Raw genomic sequence first — 17,293 nt, 5'->3', positions numbered from 1 at the left:
TCCCCTGAGCAAGATCACTGTCGACCACGAAGACGAAGCAACCGAGAACACCGTTTCCGTCCAGCTCGACGACACCCATGTACCCCCGAGCTTCGCCGAACTCGGTGTCCGCGACGAAATCGTCCGCGCACTGAACGAGATCGGCATCGAGCGCACCTTCGCCATCCAGGAACTCACCCTTCCGTTGGCTCTCGCCGGTGACGACCTCATCGGTCAGGCCCGCACCGGAATGGGCAAGACCTTCGGTTTCGGCGTCCCGCTCCTGCATCGCATCGTCACCGCCGAGAACGGCACAGCTGTTCTCGACGGCACGCCCCGCGCTCTGATCATCGTTCCCACCCGCGAGCTGTGCATCCAGGTCGCCCGCGACCTCGAGAACGCCAGCAAGTACCTCCGGGTCGGCGACCGCGGTCTCCAGGTTCTGCCCATCTACGGCGGCCGTCCGTACGAGGCGCAGATCTCGGCACTCCAGAAGGGCGTCGACGTTGTCGTCGGCACCCCGGGTCGCCTGCTCGACCTCGCCAACCAGTCGCACCTGATCCTGGGCAAGGTGGGCGTTCTCGTCCTCGACGAGGCCGACGAAATGCTCGACCTGGGATTCCTCCCCGACATCGAACGCCTCATGGGCATGGTCCCCGACAAGCGTCAGACGATGCTCTTCTCCGCGACGATGCCCGGCCCGATCATCACCCTGGCTCGCACCTTCCTGACGCAGCCGACGCACATCCGCGCCGAAGAGGCCGAATCCTCCGCGGTGCACGATCGCACCAGCCAGCACATCTACCGTGCACACGCGCTCGACAAGGCCGAGATGGTCGCCCGTGTTCTGCAGGCCGAAGGCCGCGGCGCGACGATGATCTTCACCCGCACCAAGCGCACAGCCCAGAAAGTCGCCGACGATCTCGCCGAGCGCGGCTTCTCCGTCGGTGCCGTCCACGGTGACCTCGGCCAGATCGCCCGTGAAAAGGCGCTGAAGGGCTTCCGTAACGGCAAGGTCGACGTTCTGGTCGCCACCGACGTCGCTGCCCGCGGTATCGACATCGACGACGTCACCCACGTCATCAACTACCAGTGCCCCGAGGACGAGAAGACCTACGTCCACCGCATCGGTCGTACCGGCCGCGCCGGACGCACCGGCATCGCCGTCACGCTGGTCGACTGGGACGACATCCCTCGCTGGCAGCTCATCGACAAGGCACTGAGCCTCGGAATCCCCGACCCGGTCGAGACCTACTCCAGCTCGCCGCACCTCTACGAAGAGTTGTCCATTCCGGCCGATGCCAAGGGCACTGTTCGCAAGGCCAAGGCCGCCCCTGAGAAGGCAGCAACGGACAAAGCAGCAACGGACAAAGCGGACGCGCCGAAGTCGACCGACTCGGACGGCAACGAAGAGAAGGCCGCTCCCCGCCGCAACCGGACCCGTCGCCGCACCCGCGCCGGCGCTTCGACTGACGCGCCGACGTCCACCACCGCCGGCGCCACCACAGCTCCCCCTTCGGCACCCGCGGCAACCGCTGCCGAGAACTCGGACGAAGACGGAGCGGCCAAGCCGCGTCGCCGTCGGCGTCGTCGCCCCGCGGCTTCCGCGACGGCAGGCGCCGCAGAGTAAGCTGCCGATGTGCTGGCTCCCGAAAGGCGTACTCGCTCAGATGTGATCGGTGCGCTGGCAATCGCGCTGGCCGTAATCGTGGCGGTGACCGTTGTGTGGTTGCGCAGTGATGCGCGCGGAACCACCTCGGTCACCGCTGAATCTCCACTCCCACCTCTGTCGACGTCGGTGTTGTTACCCGACATCCTGAAACAGACGTGGGAATCTCCCAGTGCCGACTCGACGGCACCGATCACCGTCGGAAATGCCGTCGTCACCGCCGACGGCTCCGAGGTGATCGGCCGCGATCCGGCAACGGGCGAAGAAGTATGGCGATACGCGCGCAACATTCCGCTGTGCGGCGCGATCGGTTCGTGGGATCGCGTCGTCAGCGTCTATCAGGACGATCGCGGTTGCTCTCAGGTCACGTCGCTGGTCGCCGACACCGGCGCCCGAAAGGACCAGCGCAACAGCGACGCCGATTCTGCGGTCAGCCTTTCAGCGGACGGCACCTACCTGATTTCGCGCGGCAGTGAGCGAATGGAGCTGTGGCGCTCGGACCTCGTCCGAACCCTCGAGTACGGCCGGGTCGACGCGAAGGTCAACCCCAACAAGCAACCCCGCACCGGATGCACGCTGCTCGACGCTGCGTCGAGCGCCAACCGAGTCTCGGTACTCGAACGCTGCCCCGGTGAAGCCTCCAACAGGTTGACGGTGATGAATCCCGCACCCAAGGACGCCCAGGAACCCGAAGAGTACGGATCCGCGATTCTCCTCGACTCCGAGGGCGCCCGCCTGCTTGCCGTGGCCGGCGAAAAGACGGCGGTCTATCTCCCCGCAGCCAACGGAACCGTTTCTCGCATCACCATTTTCGACGGAACCGGCAATCCGATCGTCGACTATCCGATCGAGGGAACGGTGACCGAAGGCGCCCGCACCCACGCCGACAAGGCTTCGATCACGTGGTGGACCGGCTCGCAGACCGTCAACCTGCGCCTGAGCGACCTGGCTCCGACGTGGATCGTCAACGGAACGTCAGGACCCGGAAGCATGGTTGCCGGTCAGATGCTCATCCCGGTTCCGGGCGGCATTGCAGCCGTCAGTCCGTCGGACGGAGCGGTGCAGCGCATGATCGCAGTCGACCGCGGTGAGACGACGACGCCGATCGTGCTCGCCAGTGCGGGCGAGACGATTCTGGAACAGCGCGGCGATACCTTGTTCGCGCTGCGCTAGAAGCTCTCGCCTTCCTCAGAGCGCCAGTTCCGGCGCGAAAGTCACGACTTCATTTCCAGCCCAATGCTTTACGAGATTGTCGGCGAGTTCCCGATAGGCATCCGCGCCCTTGTTCTTTCGTCCGGCGAGGACCGTCGCACCCGACGCGGACGCCTCGGCGAACTTGACGGTGCGTGGGATCGGAGGCGCCAGAACGGCCAGGGAGTAGCGGTCGCTGACGTCGGCGAGCACGTCGCGACTGTGCGTGGTTCGAGCGTCGTACAGAGTCGGAAGTGCGCCGAGCAGAACAAGATCCGGGTTGGTGATGGCTTGGACTTCACGAACCGTACGCAGCAGCTGTCCGACGCCGCGGTGTGCGAGGGTTTCGCATTGCAGTGGAACCAGAACCGACTGCGCCGCAGTCAATCCGTTGAGTGTGAGCACACCCAACGACGGTGGGCAGTCGATGATGATGACGTCGTAAGAGCCCAGGAGCGGAGACAGCGCCCGCTTGAGCGCGAACTCTCGACCGGGTCGCATCAGGAGCAGCGCTTCGGCGCCCGCGAGATCGATCGTGGCCGGCAGGAGATCCATACCGTCGTCCGTCTTCAGCACGGCGTCGACCGCGTCGAGATCACCCGCCAGGACCTCGTTGACCGAACGCTCGAGGCGATCCGGGTTGTGTCCGAGCGAGAACGTCAGGCAGCCCTGCGGGTCGAGATCCACCACCAGAACTCGTTGTCCGAGCGCGGACAAAGCCGCACCGAGAGAAGCGACGGTGGTGGTTTTAGCCACGCCGCCCTTTTGATTCGCCACTGCGAGAACCGTCGTCACACGTAGATCCTTGCGCACTTCGCGCCAGGAGGCGAGCTACACACGCGAGGCAGCCTGCAATGATGGTCGACATGACGTCCCAGTCCGCCCCCTCGTCGATCCCCCTCGGTGCTCGCGTCGTACTCATGCGACACGGTGAAACCGAGTGGGCACGCACCGGGAAACACACGGGCCGGACCGAGGTTCCGCTGACTCCGCTCGGCGAGATGCAGGCAACCGCGACCGGAAATCGCTTGCGAACCCTCGACCTCCGGAACCCCATGATTCTGACGAGTCCGCGGCTGCGCGCACAGTTGACGGGCGATCTCGCCGGCCTGCCGGAAGAGCGAACCTGGGATGCACTGTCCGAATGGGACTACGGCGACTACGAAGGCCTCACGACGCCCGAGATCCGCGCAACGGTGCCCGATTGGACCGTCTGGACGCACCCGTGCCCCGGCGGCGAGCAGGCCGATCAGATCCACGCCCGCACCGACATGGTGCTGTCGATGGTGCGTTCGCAACTACCCGAACGCGACGTGATCCTGATCGGGCACGGCCACTTCTCACGCGCACTCATCGCCCGCTGGCTCGAGCTCCCGGTGACGGAAGGAAAGCGTTTCGCCTTGTCCCCCGGCGCATACTCGGTTCTCGGTTACGAGCACGGCGCCACCCACCTCGTCCATCACAACGTGCCGCCGCTCGTCGAGGCTTGAGGCCTAAGATTCTCCCTATGATCCGACGCGCCACGCCCGCAGACGTCCAGCCGATCACCGACATGATCTACGAGTTGGCCGACTACCAGAAGGCCCTCGACGAGTGCACCGTGAAGGCGGAACAGATCGGCGAGGCGTTGTTCGGGCCGGCCGCGACGGCCTTCGCGCACGTCGCTGTGAATTCGGCCGACGACGTCGTCGGCATGGCATTGTGGTTTCGCAATTTCTCGACGTGGGACGGCGCTCACGGCATCTACCTAGAAGACCTCTACGTCAAGCCCAGTCAGCGCGGATCAGGCCACGGGAAGGCTCTTCTGGCCGCACTCGCCAAGGAGTGCACCGACAACGACTACACCCGGCTGTCCTGGTCGGTGCTCAACTGGAACACCCCCTCGATCAAGTTCTACGAGTCACTCGGCGCCGACGCGAAGACGGAGTGGACCACGTATCGCCTGACCGGTACTCACCTCGGAGCTCTCGCCGCCGAAGCTGAGTAGAGCGGAAGCTGAGTAGGACCGAAGCAGCGTAGGCGTTCCGTCCTACTTGTCCCGCGGCTCTTCGGTCTCGTCCGCGCGTCCCTCTTCCGGCGACACCTCGTCTGCGTACGCTCCGTACTCCGCTGCCATCCATCGAGACGTCGGAGCCGAGAACAGGCAGCCCAGAGCGCCGAGAACGACGACACCCAGAACGATGCCGAGCGGCACCTGATGCGAATCGGTCAGGAGCGACCAGGCGACCGGCAGGAGCAGCAACTGCGCGACGACGGCGATTGCCCGGCCCCACCGGCGGCCCGTCAGCAAAGCGATACCGGCAGCCAACACCGCGCCGCCGAGGATCGCGACCCACGCGGCAAATCCGTATCCGTTGGTGACGCTCTGATCGTGGCCGGTTGCACCGCGAATCACTGCGACGATCGCGAACCCGGCGGCAACCAGCCCTTGAAGCGTCACGAGGGCACCTGCCCATGTGACTGTCTTGGGCAGGGCGTTCGGACTGGCGGTATTCGGCACGAGGCCAGCCTAGAACACGACACCGGATAGGCTCATGCCCCGTGCGCGCACTGCTGATCGTCAACCCCAATGCCACCTCCACCACCGCTGCCGGTCGTGACCTGTTGGCACACGCCCTCGAGAGTCGGGTGCGACTTACTGTGGCGCACACCACACATCGGGGTCATGCCGCCGAACTGGCGCGCGAAGCCCACGAAGACGGCTTCGGCTCGGTGATCGTCCACGGCGGCGACGGAACGGTCAACGAAGTGGTCAACGGACTGCTCGGGTCACCGCATCCCGCGTCGATGAAATCGGTTCCGGTCGGTCCGATCCCGACGATCGCTGTCGTCCCGGGAGGCTCGGCAAACGTTTTCGCGCGCTCACTCGGTATTGCCGCCGACCCGATCGACGCCACGAACCAACTCGTCGACCTCCTCTCCGAACGGACCAGGCGCCGAATCGGGCTCGCACACTGCGACAACCGTTGGTTCACGTTCAACGCCGGAATGGGCCTCGACGCCGATGTGTGCGAGGCCGTCGACGCCAGCCGTAAGAACGGTGACGCCGCCACACCCGCCCGGTATGTCCGAACCGCGATCGCGGCGTTCTTCCGTGCCAAGCGAGCCGAACCAGCGCTGACCGTCCACCTTCCCGATCAGGATCCCGTCTCCGGAGTCCACTACGCATTCGTCTCGAACTCGAGCCCGTGGACATATCTGGAAGAGCGTCCCGTCCACACCAATCCGGGAACGACCTTCGACAGTGGACTCGGCATCTTCGCCATGACGAGCACCAAAGTTCTGCCGTCCCTGCGGGTTGTGCGGCAACTACTCGCACGCGGCGCGGAGCCGAAATCGAAGGTCCTCTTACGCACCGACGACGTCCCGACAATCACCATCGAATCGTCGCGACCGATCGGACTGCAGATGGACGGCGACTACATCGGACTTCGTGAAAAGGTCGAATTCACCTCGGTCCCGGATGCGCTGGAAGTGTTCGCACCGATTACGACGTGAGTCAGGCAACACGTTTGACCTGCAAAAACTCTGGTGCCAAAAGGTCGAAATCGGGTAAAATGCCGGTGACGCCCAGGTGGCCGTCAGGTGTGTCACAAATTAGTGAGTTGGCCCACGAACCCGTTCAAACCTATTGACATACCGCGAGTTCGTGAAAGCATTCACAAGTAACAGTGCGGAAACATTGATGACGCACACACAAACTCATTGGTACCAAATGGTGTGAATACACACCCAATTAAGGAGCGAAAAAAGATGGACTGGCGCCACAACGCAATCTGTCGCGACGAGGATCCCGAACTGTTCTTCCCCGTGGGAAACAGCGGACCGGCCCTCGCTCAGATCGCTGATGCCAAGGTTGTCTGCAACCGCTGCCCCGTCACCGCCGAGTGCCTGTCGTGGGCTCTCGAGTCCGGCCAGGATGCAGGCGTCTGGGGCGGAATGAGCGAAGACGAGCGTCGCGCACTCAAGCGTCGTAACGCACGTACCCGTGCACGCACTTCCGTCTAGGTAGAACCGAGACGTTCGACTCGCGGCGGAGAACAGCCCCTCTGCACAGTCGAAGACGACAGCCCGGCACCACATGGTGCCGGGCTTTTTGTCTGCTCGAATCGCTAACGCGGCTCGAATCAGTAACGCGCAGAACGTCTACCGAGCGGCACACGCAGAACCGCGTCGGTACCGCCTCCGCTTCCCGGGTGCAGTCCGAGCGAGCCACCGAGTTCGGCGCCCAGCAGAGTCCGCACGATCTGGAGTCCGAGCCGATCGGACTTCTCGAGGTCGAAGTTCTCCGGCAGTCCGCGCCCGTTGTCGTGGATGATCACGTCCAACCAGCGTGCAGAACGCTCGGCACTGAGTGTGACCGTGCCGGTCACACCCGGATCGAAAGCGTGCTCGATCGCGTTCTGCACCAACTCCGTCAGCACCATGACCAGCGGGGTGGCGCGCTCGGCGGAGAACACTCCGAAACTGCCCTCACGCCGAATCGTCACCGGCACACCTACTCCCGCGACATCGGAGAGCATGGGAACCAACCGGTCGATCACCTCGTCGAGATCCACCTCTTCGTCCACCGACATCGACAAGGTGTCGTGAACGAGGGCGATGGACGTCACGCGTCTCACCGACTCTGTCAACGCTTGTCGCGCTTCGTCGTTGCCGGTTCGCCTGGCCTGTAGACGCAGAAGCGCCGCGACGGTTTGCAGATTGTTCTTCACTCGATGGTGAATCTCGCGGATGGTTGCGTCCTTGCTCAGCAGAGCGCGATCACGACGCTTGACCTCGGTGACGTCGCGGACGACGACCGCAGCACCGACATGCCGGCCGCCAGGCTTGAGAACCAGGGCCCGCAGCAGAACGGTCGCCCCGCGCGCCTCGATCTCCATACGGCGACCGGGCTTGTCCGCCAACGTATCTCGGATGTATCCCGCAGCTTCCTGAGACTCGAACGGGTCGGTGACCAACGAACGGGTCAGCGCTGCGAGGTCTTGACCCACCAGATCCGAACTCAGACCCATCCGGTGATAGGCCGAGAGCGCGTTCGGGCTGGCATAGACGACTGTGCCTTCGGTATCGAGACGGATGAAGCCGTCGCCCGCGCGTGGGCTCGAGTTAGTGTCGGAGCGCGATTCTCGGATCGGGAAGGTTCCGTCGCTGATCATCTGACACAGGTCTTCGGCGCAATCGAGATACGCGAGTTCGAGCGGACTCTGCGCTCGCTGGTGCGACAAGTTGGTGTCGCGGCTCAGAACCGCGATGACTCGCCCGTCCAGACGCACCGGAACGGCTTCCCGACGCGGCGGCATTCCTTCACGCCACGTCTCGTCTTCCCCGCGCACGACGCGGCCCTCCACGAGAGCGCGAAGAACCTGCGGGTGCTCGGACTCGGAAACGACCGTGCCGACCGCGTCCTCCGGAAAAGCCGTCGATGCCGTTGTCGGCCGGCAATGCGCGACGCAGATGACCGTCCCCTCGGATCGGTTCTTCTCCGATTCGGTGCCCACCCACAAGAGAACGTCGGCAAAGGAGAGGTCGGCGAGCAGTTGCCACTCCCCCACGACGCGCTGGAGATGGTCGACCGCCGCACCGGGAAGGTCGGTGTGTTCGGCGAGGAGGTCGCTGAGAGTGGACATCGTCCGGCTTAGGAGATCACGGCGATCAGATCGCCTTGCTGAATCACGTCGCCGACCTTGACGCCCACCGTCGTCACCGTTCCCGGAACCTCGGCCAGGACGGGAATCTCCATCTTCATGGATTCGAGGATGACCAGGGTGTCGCCGTCCGCAACGACGTCTCCCTCGCTCACGACGACCTGGTAGACCGTCGAAACCATCTCGGCGCGCACGTCTTCTGCCATCGTGAACCTCACTTCTGTCGGAACTGCACTCTGACCACGAAAATACGTCGACGGATCACTCGATCGACCTGCCAATGGAACCACACCGGCATCGGCGTGAAACAATGACGCGAAAGAAACAGAAGGGAGACCAATCATGGGTAAGCGTGGTCGTAAGAAGCGCAGCCGTAAGGGCAACGCCGCTAACCATGGCAAGCGTCCAAACGCCTGACATGTAGCGCAACAAAACGTCCGAGGGGCGGGGAAGCATTGCTTCCCCGCCCCTCGGCGTTACTGCCTTCCGACTGCTGCCGCTCAGATCTTCGCTGACGGGCTAGCTGTCGGTTTCGGTAGTCGTTATGACGATGGTCCGACGCAACTCGACGGTGAGCCTCTGACGCAGGCTTTCCGGCGCATGGTCTCCGCCGCACTTACGGTTGATCAGGCTCTTGACCTTCTCTTCGATCCCGTAGGCCTCGAGGCACGATCCACAATCGTCGATATGACGCTGCAGGCGAGCACGACTTGAATCGTCGCATTCACCGTCGAGCATCAACCAGACGTCGGCGATGACTGCCGAGCAGTCGAGCCTTTCGAATTCGTCCTGCTCACTCATCGTGTGACACCTTCCGTCTCGGTGGCTGCGACTGTGGCTGTGTCGACCGCGCCGTCCCGATTGAATCCGCGGTCTTTTGCGACATCGGCCAAAAGACCACGCAATTGCTTGCGACCACGGTGCAGTCGCGACATCACCGTTCCGATGGGTGTGCCCATGATCTCCGCGATCTCCTTGTACGGGAATCCTTCGACATCGGCGTAGTACACGGCCATACGGAATTCCTCGGGAAGCGACTGCAGCGCCGCCTTGATGTCGTCGTCAGGCAACGCGTCGAGCGCCTCCACCTCGGCCGATCGCAGCCCCGTCGAAGTGTGCTCGGCGGTGGCGGCCAACTGCCAGTCGGTGATCTCGTCCGTCGGATACTGCGCGGGTTGGCGCTGCTTCTTGCGGTACGAGTTGATGTAGGTGTTCGTGAGAATCCGGTACAGCCAGGCTTTCAGGTTGGTACCGGCACGGAACGAACGGAAAGCGGTGTACGCCTTGACGTACGTCTCCTGCACGAGATCCTCGGCATCAGCGGGATTCCGCGTCATGCGCAGGGCAGCGCCGTACAACTGGTCGAGCAGCGGGAGCGCGTCGCGCTCGAACCGGGCAATCAACTCATCCGCAGTTTCGGGCGTTTCGGACACTGCGCCGTCGATAGGTTCAGCTACCCCTGACGGTTCGTCCTTGGGCCGGTCGTGTTCCAGCACTCTGATCCCTTCACTAGCCGTAGGGATCAAGGTTACCGCCAACTGAAGATCCGACCCACGGGCCGGTGGTGGCTCACACACAGCCAGCACGGTCGCTCCTTCGCTTCTCGGGACAAGTTTCATCAACTGGTACCAACACGGGAGTCAGCGACTCTGTTCCCGGCCTGGTCGAATGCACCTGTCGGCGATCCGCATAGGGTGTTCGACATGGCCGGAACAGCGACCCCTGCGACCGTACTTCTCGACAAGTCGAAGACACCGCACCGCGTCCACAGCTACGACCACGATCCTCGCGCCGAATCTTTCGGCGACGAGGCGGTCACTGCACTGGCAGAGTCGACAGGTGTCGTGGCTGCCCAGATCTTCAAGACCTTGGTCGTCAAACTCGACACCGGCAAGCTCGCCGTCGCGGTCCTGCCGGTCCCGGACAAGCTCTCGCTCAAGGCAGCAGCCGCTGCCCTCGGTGCGAGCAAAGCCGTCATGGCCGATCGCGCCGAAGCCGAGCGCTCGAGCGGCTACGTCTTCGGCGGTATCTCACCGCTCGGCCAGCGCAAGAAACTGCCGACAGTGATCGATGCGTCGGCGCTCGACTGGGACCGCATTCTCTGCAGCGCCGGCCGACGCGGGCTCGAAATCGAGCTGGCTCCGACGGACCTCGCGCAGCTCAGTGGCGCGGTCACGGCGCAAATCACGGCGGGCTGAGTATCCGGTCGCTACGGTCTCACCATGCGACCACACCTGAAAACTCTTGCACTGACCGCTGCGACGGCAGCTCTCACCGTCTCGCTGACGGCCTGCGGGAGTTCGGACAATGCCGCCAAGGAAGTCACGGTAGTCGGATCAGGGCAGGTCCGCGGGGCGCCGGACATCCTCAATGCCGACATCGGCATCGAGGTGGTTGCCCCGGATGTATCGGGAGCAGTCTCGGAGGCGAATGACAAGGCCCGTCAGATGATCGACGCGATAGTCGCCGCCGGGGTTGCCCCCGAGGACGTGCAGACAAGCGATCTGTCCGTCCAGCCGCAGTACGACGCCAGCGGCGGACCGTTCGTCGGCGGCAACGTGACCGGCTACCGGGCGACCAACTCGGTACGAATCGTCGTCCGCGATCTCGACAAGGCCTCTTCTGTCCTGGACGCCGGCATCGCGGCGGGCGGAAACGCGGCACGGCTCGGTAACGTCGCCTTCGCCATCGACGACGACTCTCAGCTTCTGGCCGACGCTCGCACCCGTGCCTTCGAGGACGCGAAGAACCGTGCCGAGCAGTACGCGGATCTGTCCGGGACGTCGCTCGAAAACGTCGTGACCATCACCGAGGCACACGACACGAGTGGCGGTCAGACCATGCGCGCTCCCGACGCCTCGATGTCCGACATGGTTCTCGCCCCGGGAACCCAGCAGGTCTCGTTCGAAGTGACCGTCACCTGGGCTCTCGGCTGACTGCTAGAGCAGGCTGATCTGCTCGCCGGCACGGTCGACGTCCGGCTCGATCAACTCGTGCCCGTTGTTCTTGACACTGTTGACCAGCGGCCGGACTCGATCGACGTCGATCCGCTCGAAGAGGTCCGGTACCGGCTCGAGCAGGGCCGAATCGACGGTGTTGTCGGGATCGAGCCACGCCTCCCAGCGGTCACGAGGCAGGGCGAGGGGCATGCGGTCGTGAACCTGCTCGAGGTGACCGAGAGAGTCGACCGTGACGATCGAGCAGCTCAGGACGGGGCTCGCGTTCTCGACCCTCGGGTCCCGCCAGGCAGACCACACGCCCGCCATGAACAGCCGTGATCCGTCGTCGGGGTGCATGTAGTAAGGAATCTTCGCTGCCTTTTTCCCCCCGGTGGCCTCGGTCTGCCACTCGTACCACCCGTCCATGGGGACCAGGCAACGCTTGAACTTGAAGGCGGTCCGAAACGCCGGCTTCTCCGCCAGCGAGTCGGCGCGGGCGTTGAACAGGACCGGACCTTTGCCCAGTTCCTTGGTCCACGACGGCACCAATCCCCACCGCATCCGCCGGATCCTCTTGGCCGGATCGCTGTCGGGGTTCTCCCGATCGTGGCGTTCGACGACGGTCAACACCTCGGTCGTGGGGGCCACGTTGTAATCGGCTTCGACGGGCGCCGAGTGGTCGGTCTCGTCGAGCGCGTCGAGTTCCACCGCCAGGGTGGCCGGGTCCGCTGTGGTCGCATACCTTCCGCACATGACACCCAGGGTGGCACGGTTTCGACCATTCCCCCACCGATGAGAGAAGATGGACCATGTGAGTCTGAGTCTGTGGAGCGCCCCGAGGGCCCAAGCACCCGTCGATGCAGTGGTGACGCTGCCCGGATCCAAGTCCATCACCAATCGAGCTCTGATTCTGGCCGCACTTGCGGATGGCCCGTCCACGATCACCGGTGCACTCCGCAGCCGTGACGCCGACCTGATGATCGCAGCTCTGCGTGACCTCGGCATCGGCGTCGAGGAAGCCGGTGATGCGACCACGCTTCGCGTCACCCCTGGACCCCTGCGCGGCGGCGAGGTCGACTGCGGCCTGGCCGGCACCGTGATGCGCTTCCTGCCGCCACTCGCCGCGATGGCCGACGGCATCGTCCACTTCGACGGCGACGAGCAAGCACGCACACGACCGCTCGGCACCATCTTGGAAGCACTGCGCGGTCTCGGCGCTCGGATCGAGGGTGACGCACTCCCGTTCACCGTCACCGGAACCGGATCCCTACGCGGCGGGACGGTCACCATCGACGCATCCGGTTCGTCGCAGTTCGTCTCCGGTCTCCTGCTCTCGGCTGCTGCGTTCGAAGAGGGTGTCACCGTTCACCACGACGGCAAGCCCGTCCCGTCCATGCCACACATCGACATGACCGTCGAGATGCTCCGCGAGGCCGGAGTTTCCGTGACGACGCCAGCCACGGGCGGTGACGCGGACACCTGGCGTGTGGCACCGGGGCCGGTGCGCGCCGTGGACTGGGCGATCGAACCCGATCTCTCCAACGCCACACCGTTCCTGGCCGCTGCCGCAGTGACCGGCGGAACCGTCAGCGTGCCGTTGTGGCCGTCGTCGACGACGCAACCCGGCGACGCGATCCGCGGGATCCTCGCCTCGATGGGAGCCGACGTCACTCTCGCCGATGGTGTCCTGACCGTCCGCGGCCCGGAGAAACTGCGCGGCATCGACATCGACCTCCACGACGTGGGAGAGCTGACCCCCACCGTGGCGGCCCTGGCCGCTCTCGCCGAGGGCACCTCGCATCTACGAGGAATCGCGCACCTGCGCGGGCACGAGACAGACCGTCTCGCCGCCCTCGCCGACGAGATCAACAAACTCGGCGGCTCCGTCACCGAAACCGATGACGGCCTGACGATCGTTCCCGCGGAACTCCATGGCGGACAATGGCTCTCGTATGCCGACCACCGCATGGCAACAGCCGGCGCCATCATCGGCCTGGTCGTCGACGGTGTCGAGGTCGACGATGTCGGAACCACAGCCAAGACACTGCCGGGCTTCGAGAACATGTGGATCGACATGCTCGAGAGTTCGCCGGCGACACCGAAGGCAAGCTTCTGAGTCCGCGGCAGTACGACGAGTCCGACGTCCGGGTACGCCCCGGGCGCGGATCCCGCCCCCGTACGAAGACTCGGCCCGAACATCTCTCGGCCGAATCGGGGATGGTGGTGTCGAAGGATCGTGGCCGTTGGGGTTGCGTCCTCGGCGGCGATCCCGACCGGCTGATCGTCACGATGCGCGCCCGCGAACTTGGCCGAACCCCCATCGTCGTCGGCGATCAGGTGGACATAGTCGGCGATCTGTCGGGCAAAACCGACACCCTGGCGCGCATTGTCCGGGTCTCCGAGCGTTCGACGGTTCTGCGACGGACCGCCGACGACACCGATCCCTTCGAACGCATCGTCGTCGCGAACGCGGAGCAGCTTCTCATCGTCGTGGCACTCGCCGATCCCCCACCGCGCACCGGCTTCGTCGAGCGCGCACTGGTCGCCGCCTACGTGGGTGGCCTGACGCCGATCGTCTGCCTGACCAAGAGCGACCTCGAACCGCCGGAGGAATTCGCGAGCACGTTCGCCGACCTCGACATCCAAGTGGTCGTCGCCGGTCGCGACGATCCCCTGGACGAACTGACGCAGATCCTCGAGCACAAGTTGACCGCCCTGATCGGACATTCCGGCGTCGGAAAGTCGACATTGGTCAATCGCCTTGTCCCCGATGCCAATCGAGCGGTCGGCATCGTATCCGGCGTCGGCAAGGGCCGGCACACGTCGACGCAATCGGTGGCACTCCCGCTCGCCGGTGGCGGCTGGGTGATCGACACCCCGGGCATCCGTTCGTTCGGTCTGGCGCACATCTCGCCCGAGAACGTGGTGGCGGCGTTCTCGGATCTCGCTGCGGCGATCGAGGATTGCCCGCGCGGATGCACGCACCTCGGACCGCCGGCAGATCCCGAATGCAAGCTCGACCTACTGGAGGGCAAATCAGCTCGACGCGTCGTCGCTGTGCGACAACTGCTGGAAGCGATCAAGTCCAACGATCAGTACTGAGCGCCCCCGAGCGACGTTCCGGGCGAGAACAGCAAAGCGGCCCGACACCATCGAATGGTGTCGGGCCGCTTGCTGTCTACGGTCAGCGCAGTCGACGATCAGCGCAGGCCGAGGAGGCTGCGCAGCTTTCCGCTCTTGCGCTTACGTGCGATGGCGCTCTTGAGGCCACTGCGACGCCCGGTCACGGGATCGACAGTCGAGGTCAGTTCGCCGTCGAACATCCGCTCCGACGCCGTCTCGGGCGCATTGTCGACGGTGTCCTTGAGGTACTTGTTGGGCAGCGACAGCTTGGCGATGGTGCGCCAGGACTTGGCGTACTGCACGGCAAGCGGGCCCGTCGTGTACGGCAAGTCGTACTTGTCCGCGAGCTGACGCACCGTGACCGCGATGTCCTTGTAGCGGTTGCTGGGCAGATCGGGGAACAGGTGGTGCTCGATCTGGTAGCTCAGGTTGCCCGTCATGAAGTCCATGAGCGCGCTGCCCTCGATGTTGGCGCTGCCGAGCATCTGACGCAGGTACCACTGAGCCTGCGTTTCCTTGTCGATGTCTTCCTTGGTGAACTTCTCGGCACCGTCCGGGAAGTGGCCGCAGAAGATGACCGCGTTGGTCCACACGTTCCGCAGAGTGTTGGCGGTGAAGTTGGCCGACAACGTGCTCTTCCACGCCGGGCCGGTGATGGCCGGGTAGATGACGTAGTCGCGCAGGACCTGCTTGCCGATCTTCTCGCCGACCTCACGGAGCTTGCGCTGCGTCTCTTCCTTGTCGGCGCGGCCCTTGGCCACCTTGCCGAGCTCGAGGTGCTGTGCGGCGATGCCGTACTCGAAGAACAGCGCGAGCAGCGTGTTGTAGACCAGGTTGCCGGCGTTGAAGGGCTTCCAGCGCTGATCGCGGGTGACGCGGAGGAGTCCGTATCCGACGTCGTCGTCCATTCCGAGGACGTTGGTGTACTTGTGATGCAGGTAGTTGTGGGTCTGCTTCCAGTGCGCAGACGGGCCGGTGACGTCCCACTCCCACGAGGTGGAGTGGATCTCCGGGTCGTTCATCCAGTCCCACTGCCCGTGCATCACGTTGTGCCCGAGTTCCATGTTCTCGATGATCTTCGAGAGCGTCAGCAGGCCAACTCCGGCGAGCCACGCCGGACGACGACGGCTGGCGAAAAGCACTGCGCGGCCGCCGATTTCGAGCGAACGCTGCAGACGAATGACGTTGCGCACGTATCGCGCATCCTTCTCGCCGCGCGACTCCTCGATGTCGCGACGAATCGCGTCGAGTTCGCGGCCGAGCGCCTCGATGTCGGCGTCCGTGAGATGTGCGTATTCCTTGACATCTGCAATCGCCATGGAAAGCCTCCTAGCAGTGAGTTAGGCGCAAAGTAGTAAGTGCAGAACGATTCTCGATTCGAATCGTTCAGATCAACTGCACCTACTGTAGCGTAACTTACGGCACCGTAGGTTAGGTTTTTCCCGATGTAACCTATATCACTTCCGGCGCTTCGGCATGCGGGAACGGGCCTGCGACTTGAGTGCGGTCAACAAACCGAGACGCTTACCGGTGATCGGATCGGTACGAAGGTCCTCCACCATCGCCATGGCTGCGTCCCGGAATCCCGAGTCGCGGAACCGCAGTTCCGAAGACGTTTCCGGAGCATTGTCCGAGGTTGCGGTCAGCCACTTGTCCGGCAAAGCCAACTTGTGGATGGTGCGCAGAGCCAGAAGATACTGCTTGAAGAGCGAACCGGTGGTGTACGGGAGATCGAACTTCTCGCACAATGCACGCATCTTCACAGCGATTTCGGGATAGCGGTTGCTCGGCAGATCGGGAAACACGTGGTGCTCGATCTGGTAGCTCAGATTGCCGCTCATGAGTCCCATGAGCTTGCCGGAATTGAAGTTCGCACTACCGAGCATCTGGCGCAGGTACCACTCGTGACGAGTCTCCTGCTCGAATTCGGCAACCGTGAACTTCTCGGCACCGTCCGGGAAGTGGCCACAGAAGATGACGACGTACGCCCACAGGTTGCGCACGAGGTTCGCGGTCGCATTGGCCGACATGGTCGACTTCCACGCCGGCCCCGTCAGCGCCGGGAACAAGATGAAGTCCTTGCCCACCTGACGAAAGATCTTGCGCGCGAAGTCTTTGTTCGCCTGCGAGTTCAGCTGCCCCTTTTCCGCGCCCTCCAACTCGGCTGCCGCCGTGAGGTCGTGCAGCGCGATGCCCCACTCGAACGTGGCCGCCAAGATCACGTTGGCGATCGGCTGGAAGAGGTTGATCGGCTTCCACGGCTCGTCACGAGTCATACGCAGAATCCCGAAACCGAGATCCTCGTCCATACCGACGACATTGGTGTACGTGTGGTGCTGGTAGTTGTGGGCGCGCTTCCAATGCTCGGAAGGACCGGTCTGATCCCACTCCCACGAGACGGAGTGAATCTCGGGATCGTTCATCCAGTCCCATTGCCCGTGCATGACGTTATGCCCGAGCTCCATGTTCTCGATGATCTTCGACAGGCTCAGCAGGGTCGTGCCGACCAACCATGCCGGTCGGTACCGACTGCCGAACAATGCGATACGCCCGCCGAGCTCCAACGCCCGCTGGACGCGAATGACGCGACGAATGTAGCGGGCGTCCCGGATCCCACGAGAGTCTTCGATGTCGAGTCGAATCTGATCGAGTTCACGTCCGAGAGCTTCGACATCGGCCTCGGTGAGGTGCGAAAACTCTTTGATATCGGTGATGGCCACCGTGGTCCTCCGTGTGCCTAGAAG

General features: G+C 63.9%; 20 protein-coding genes. 11 read left to right on the top strand and 9 right to left on the bottom strand.

From position 1 onward, the window contains the following. Window positions 1-4 precede the first annotated feature (4 nt). Both ACN50D_RS01270 and ACN50D_RS01265 read left to right on the top strand, forming a co-directional pair. Window positions 5-1,609, top strand: a complete 1,605-nt coding sequence (locus ACN50D_RS01270; RefSeq protein ID WP_075832864.1) for a DEAD/DEAH box helicase — start codon at window positions 5-7, stop codon at window positions 1,607-1,609. Window positions 1,610-1,618: 9 nt separating this feature from the next. Continuing rightward, window positions 1,619-2,821, top strand: a complete 1,203-nt coding sequence (locus ACN50D_RS01265) for a PQQ-binding-like beta-propeller repeat protein (protein WP_047271684.1) — start codon at window positions 1,619-1,621, stop codon at window positions 2,819-2,821. Between the two features lie 15 nt (window positions 2,822-2,836). On the opposite strand, the gene ACN50D_RS01260 is transcribed toward ACN50D_RS01265, so the two are convergent. Further along, window positions 2,837-3,634, bottom strand: coding sequence for a ParA family protein (locus ACN50D_RS01260; RefSeq protein ID WP_003940948.1), 798 nt, complete (start codon window positions 3,632-3,634; stop codon window positions 2,837-2,839). 71 nt (window positions 3,635-3,705) lie between these two features. Here ACN50D_RS01260 and ACN50D_RS01255 point away from each other — a divergent pair, with 71 nt between their 5' ends. After that, entirely contained in the window at window positions 3,706-4,329 is a 624-nt protein-coding gene (locus tag ACN50D_RS01255) for an acid phosphatase (protein ID WP_080552758.1), read from the top strand. Between the two features lie 17 nt (window positions 4,330-4,346). Beyond that, complete coding sequence (locus ACN50D_RS01250) at window positions 4,347-4,826, top strand: GNAT family N-acetyltransferase (RefSeq protein WP_003940724.1); 480 nt, start codon at window positions 4,347-4,349, stop codon at window positions 4,824-4,826. Window positions 4,827-4,868: 42 nt separating this feature from the next. Here ACN50D_RS01250 and ACN50D_RS01245 read toward each other — a convergent pair whose 3' ends face one another. Then, a complete protein-coding gene (locus tag ACN50D_RS01245; protein ID WP_054828206.1) occupies window positions 4,869-5,339 on the bottom strand; it encodes a hypothetical protein in 471 nt (156 codons plus the stop codon). Window positions 5,340-5,380: 41 nt separating this feature from the next. Here ACN50D_RS01245 and ACN50D_RS01240 point away from each other — a divergent pair, with 41 nt between their 5' ends. Both ACN50D_RS01240 and ACN50D_RS01235 read left to right on the top strand, forming a co-directional pair. Further along, the gene (locus tag ACN50D_RS01240; RefSeq protein WP_007731209.1) at window positions 5,381-6,337 is read left to right on the top strand and encodes a diacylglycerol/lipid kinase family protein; all 957 of its coding nucleotides are present in this window, start codon (window positions 5,381-5,383) and stop codon (window positions 6,335-6,337) included. Window positions 6,338-6,592: 255 nt separating this feature from the next. Further along, on the top strand, window positions 6,593-6,847 hold the full coding sequence (locus tag ACN50D_RS01235) for a WhiB family transcriptional regulator (RefSeq protein ID WP_003940950.1): 255 nt from the start codon (window positions 6,593-6,595) through the stop codon (window positions 6,845-6,847). A gap of 119 nt (window positions 6,848-6,966) precedes the next feature. Here the strand turns inward: ACN50D_RS01235 and ACN50D_RS01230 are convergent, their stop codons facing one another. Continuing rightward, a complete protein-coding gene (locus ACN50D_RS01230; protein ID WP_003940890.1) occupies window positions 6,967-8,469 on the bottom strand; it encodes a sensor histidine kinase in 1,503 nt (500 codons plus the stop codon). A gap of 8 nt (window positions 8,470-8,477) precedes the next feature. Next, window positions 8,478-8,693 carry a biotin/lipoyl-binding carrier protein gene (locus ACN50D_RS01225; protein ID WP_007731208.1) on the bottom strand — a complete coding sequence of 72 codons (216 nt, stop codon included), beginning with the start codon at window positions 8,691-8,693 and terminating at the stop codon, window positions 8,478-8,480. Window positions 8,694-8,829: 136 nt separating this feature from the next. On the opposite strand from ACN50D_RS01225, the gene ACN50D_RS01220 reads away from it, so the two are divergent. Beyond that, window positions 8,830-8,904 (top strand): 50S ribosomal protein bL37, encoded by a 75-nt coding sequence (locus ACN50D_RS01220; protein ID WP_022597109.1) that lies wholly within the window; start codon window positions 8,830-8,832, stop codon window positions 8,902-8,904. A gap of 102 nt (window positions 8,905-9,006) precedes the next feature. On the opposite strand, the gene rsrA is transcribed toward ACN50D_RS01220, so the two are convergent. Together rsrA and ACN50D_RS01210 are read right to left on the bottom strand one after the other, a co-directional pair. Beyond that, window positions 9,007-9,288: a mycothiol system anti-sigma-R factor gene (gene rsrA, locus ACN50D_RS01215; RefSeq protein WP_003940722.1), complete on the bottom strand. Its 282-nt coding sequence runs from the start codon at window positions 9,286-9,288 to the stop codon at window positions 9,007-9,009. Beyond that, entirely contained in the window at window positions 9,285-9,983 is a 699-nt protein-coding gene (locus tag ACN50D_RS01210) for a sigma-70 family RNA polymerase sigma factor (RefSeq protein WP_042922166.1), read from the bottom strand. The genes rsrA and ACN50D_RS01210 overlap by 4 nt, the downstream gene beginning before the upstream one ends. Window positions 9,984-10,190: 207 nt before the next feature. Between ACN50D_RS01210 and ybaK the strand changes: the two genes are divergently transcribed. Both ybaK and ACN50D_RS01200 read left to right on the top strand, forming a co-directional pair. Then, a complete protein-coding gene (ybaK, locus tag ACN50D_RS01205) occupies window positions 10,191-10,685 on the top strand; it encodes a Cys-tRNA(Pro) deacylase (RefSeq protein WP_065455782.1) in 495 nt (164 codons plus the stop codon). A 24-nt stretch (window positions 10,686-10,709) separates the two neighbouring features. Next, window positions 10,710-11,423, top strand: coding sequence for an SIMPL domain-containing protein (locus ACN50D_RS01200; protein ID WP_030535006.1), 714 nt, complete (start codon window positions 10,710-10,712; stop codon window positions 11,421-11,423). Between the two features lie 3 nt (window positions 11,424-11,426). On the opposite strand, the gene ACN50D_RS01195 is transcribed toward ACN50D_RS01200, so the two are convergent. Continuing rightward, a complete protein-coding gene (locus ACN50D_RS01195; RefSeq protein WP_007731203.1) occupies window positions 11,427-12,179 on the bottom strand; it encodes an SOS response-associated peptidase in 753 nt (250 codons plus the stop codon). 49 nt (window positions 12,180-12,228) lie between these two features. Here ACN50D_RS01195 and aroA point away from each other — a divergent pair, with 49 nt between their 5' ends. Beyond that, entirely contained in the window at window positions 12,229-13,542 is a 1,314-nt protein-coding gene (gene aroA, locus ACN50D_RS01190) for a 3-phosphoshikimate 1-carboxyvinyltransferase (RefSeq protein WP_007731201.1), read from the top strand. Then, a complete protein-coding gene (gene rsgA / locus ACN50D_RS01185) occupies window positions 13,491-14,528 on the top strand; it encodes a ribosome small subunit-dependent GTPase A (RefSeq protein WP_007731200.1) in 1,038 nt (345 codons plus the stop codon). Before aroA ends, rsgA begins: the two co-directional genes overlap by 52 nt. Before the next feature lie 98 nt (window positions 14,529-14,626). Here rsgA and ACN50D_RS01180 read toward each other — a convergent pair whose 3' ends face one another. Together ACN50D_RS01180 and ACN50D_RS01175 are read right to left on the bottom strand one after the other, a co-directional pair. Next, entirely contained in the window at window positions 14,627-15,868 is a 1,242-nt protein-coding gene (locus ACN50D_RS01180) for a fatty acid desaturase family protein (RefSeq protein ID WP_003940700.1), read from the bottom strand. 138 nt (window positions 15,869-16,006) lie between these two features. Continuing rightward, a complete protein-coding gene (locus ACN50D_RS01175; RefSeq protein ID WP_003940901.1) occupies window positions 16,007-17,269 on the bottom strand; it encodes a fatty acid desaturase family protein in 1,263 nt (420 codons plus the stop codon). Between the last annotated feature and the right edge of the window lie 24 nt (window positions 17,270-17,293).

This window comes from Rhodococcus sp. SB1D, from assembly GCF_048573875.1.
Classification (GTDB): Bacteria; Actinomycetota; Actinomycetes; order Mycobacteriales; family Mycobacteriaceae; genus Rhodococcus_F; species Rhodococcus_F qingshengii.
The sequence above is the reverse complement of the archived record's forward strand: the minus strand, read 5'-3'. Positions and strand labels throughout refer to the sequence as shown.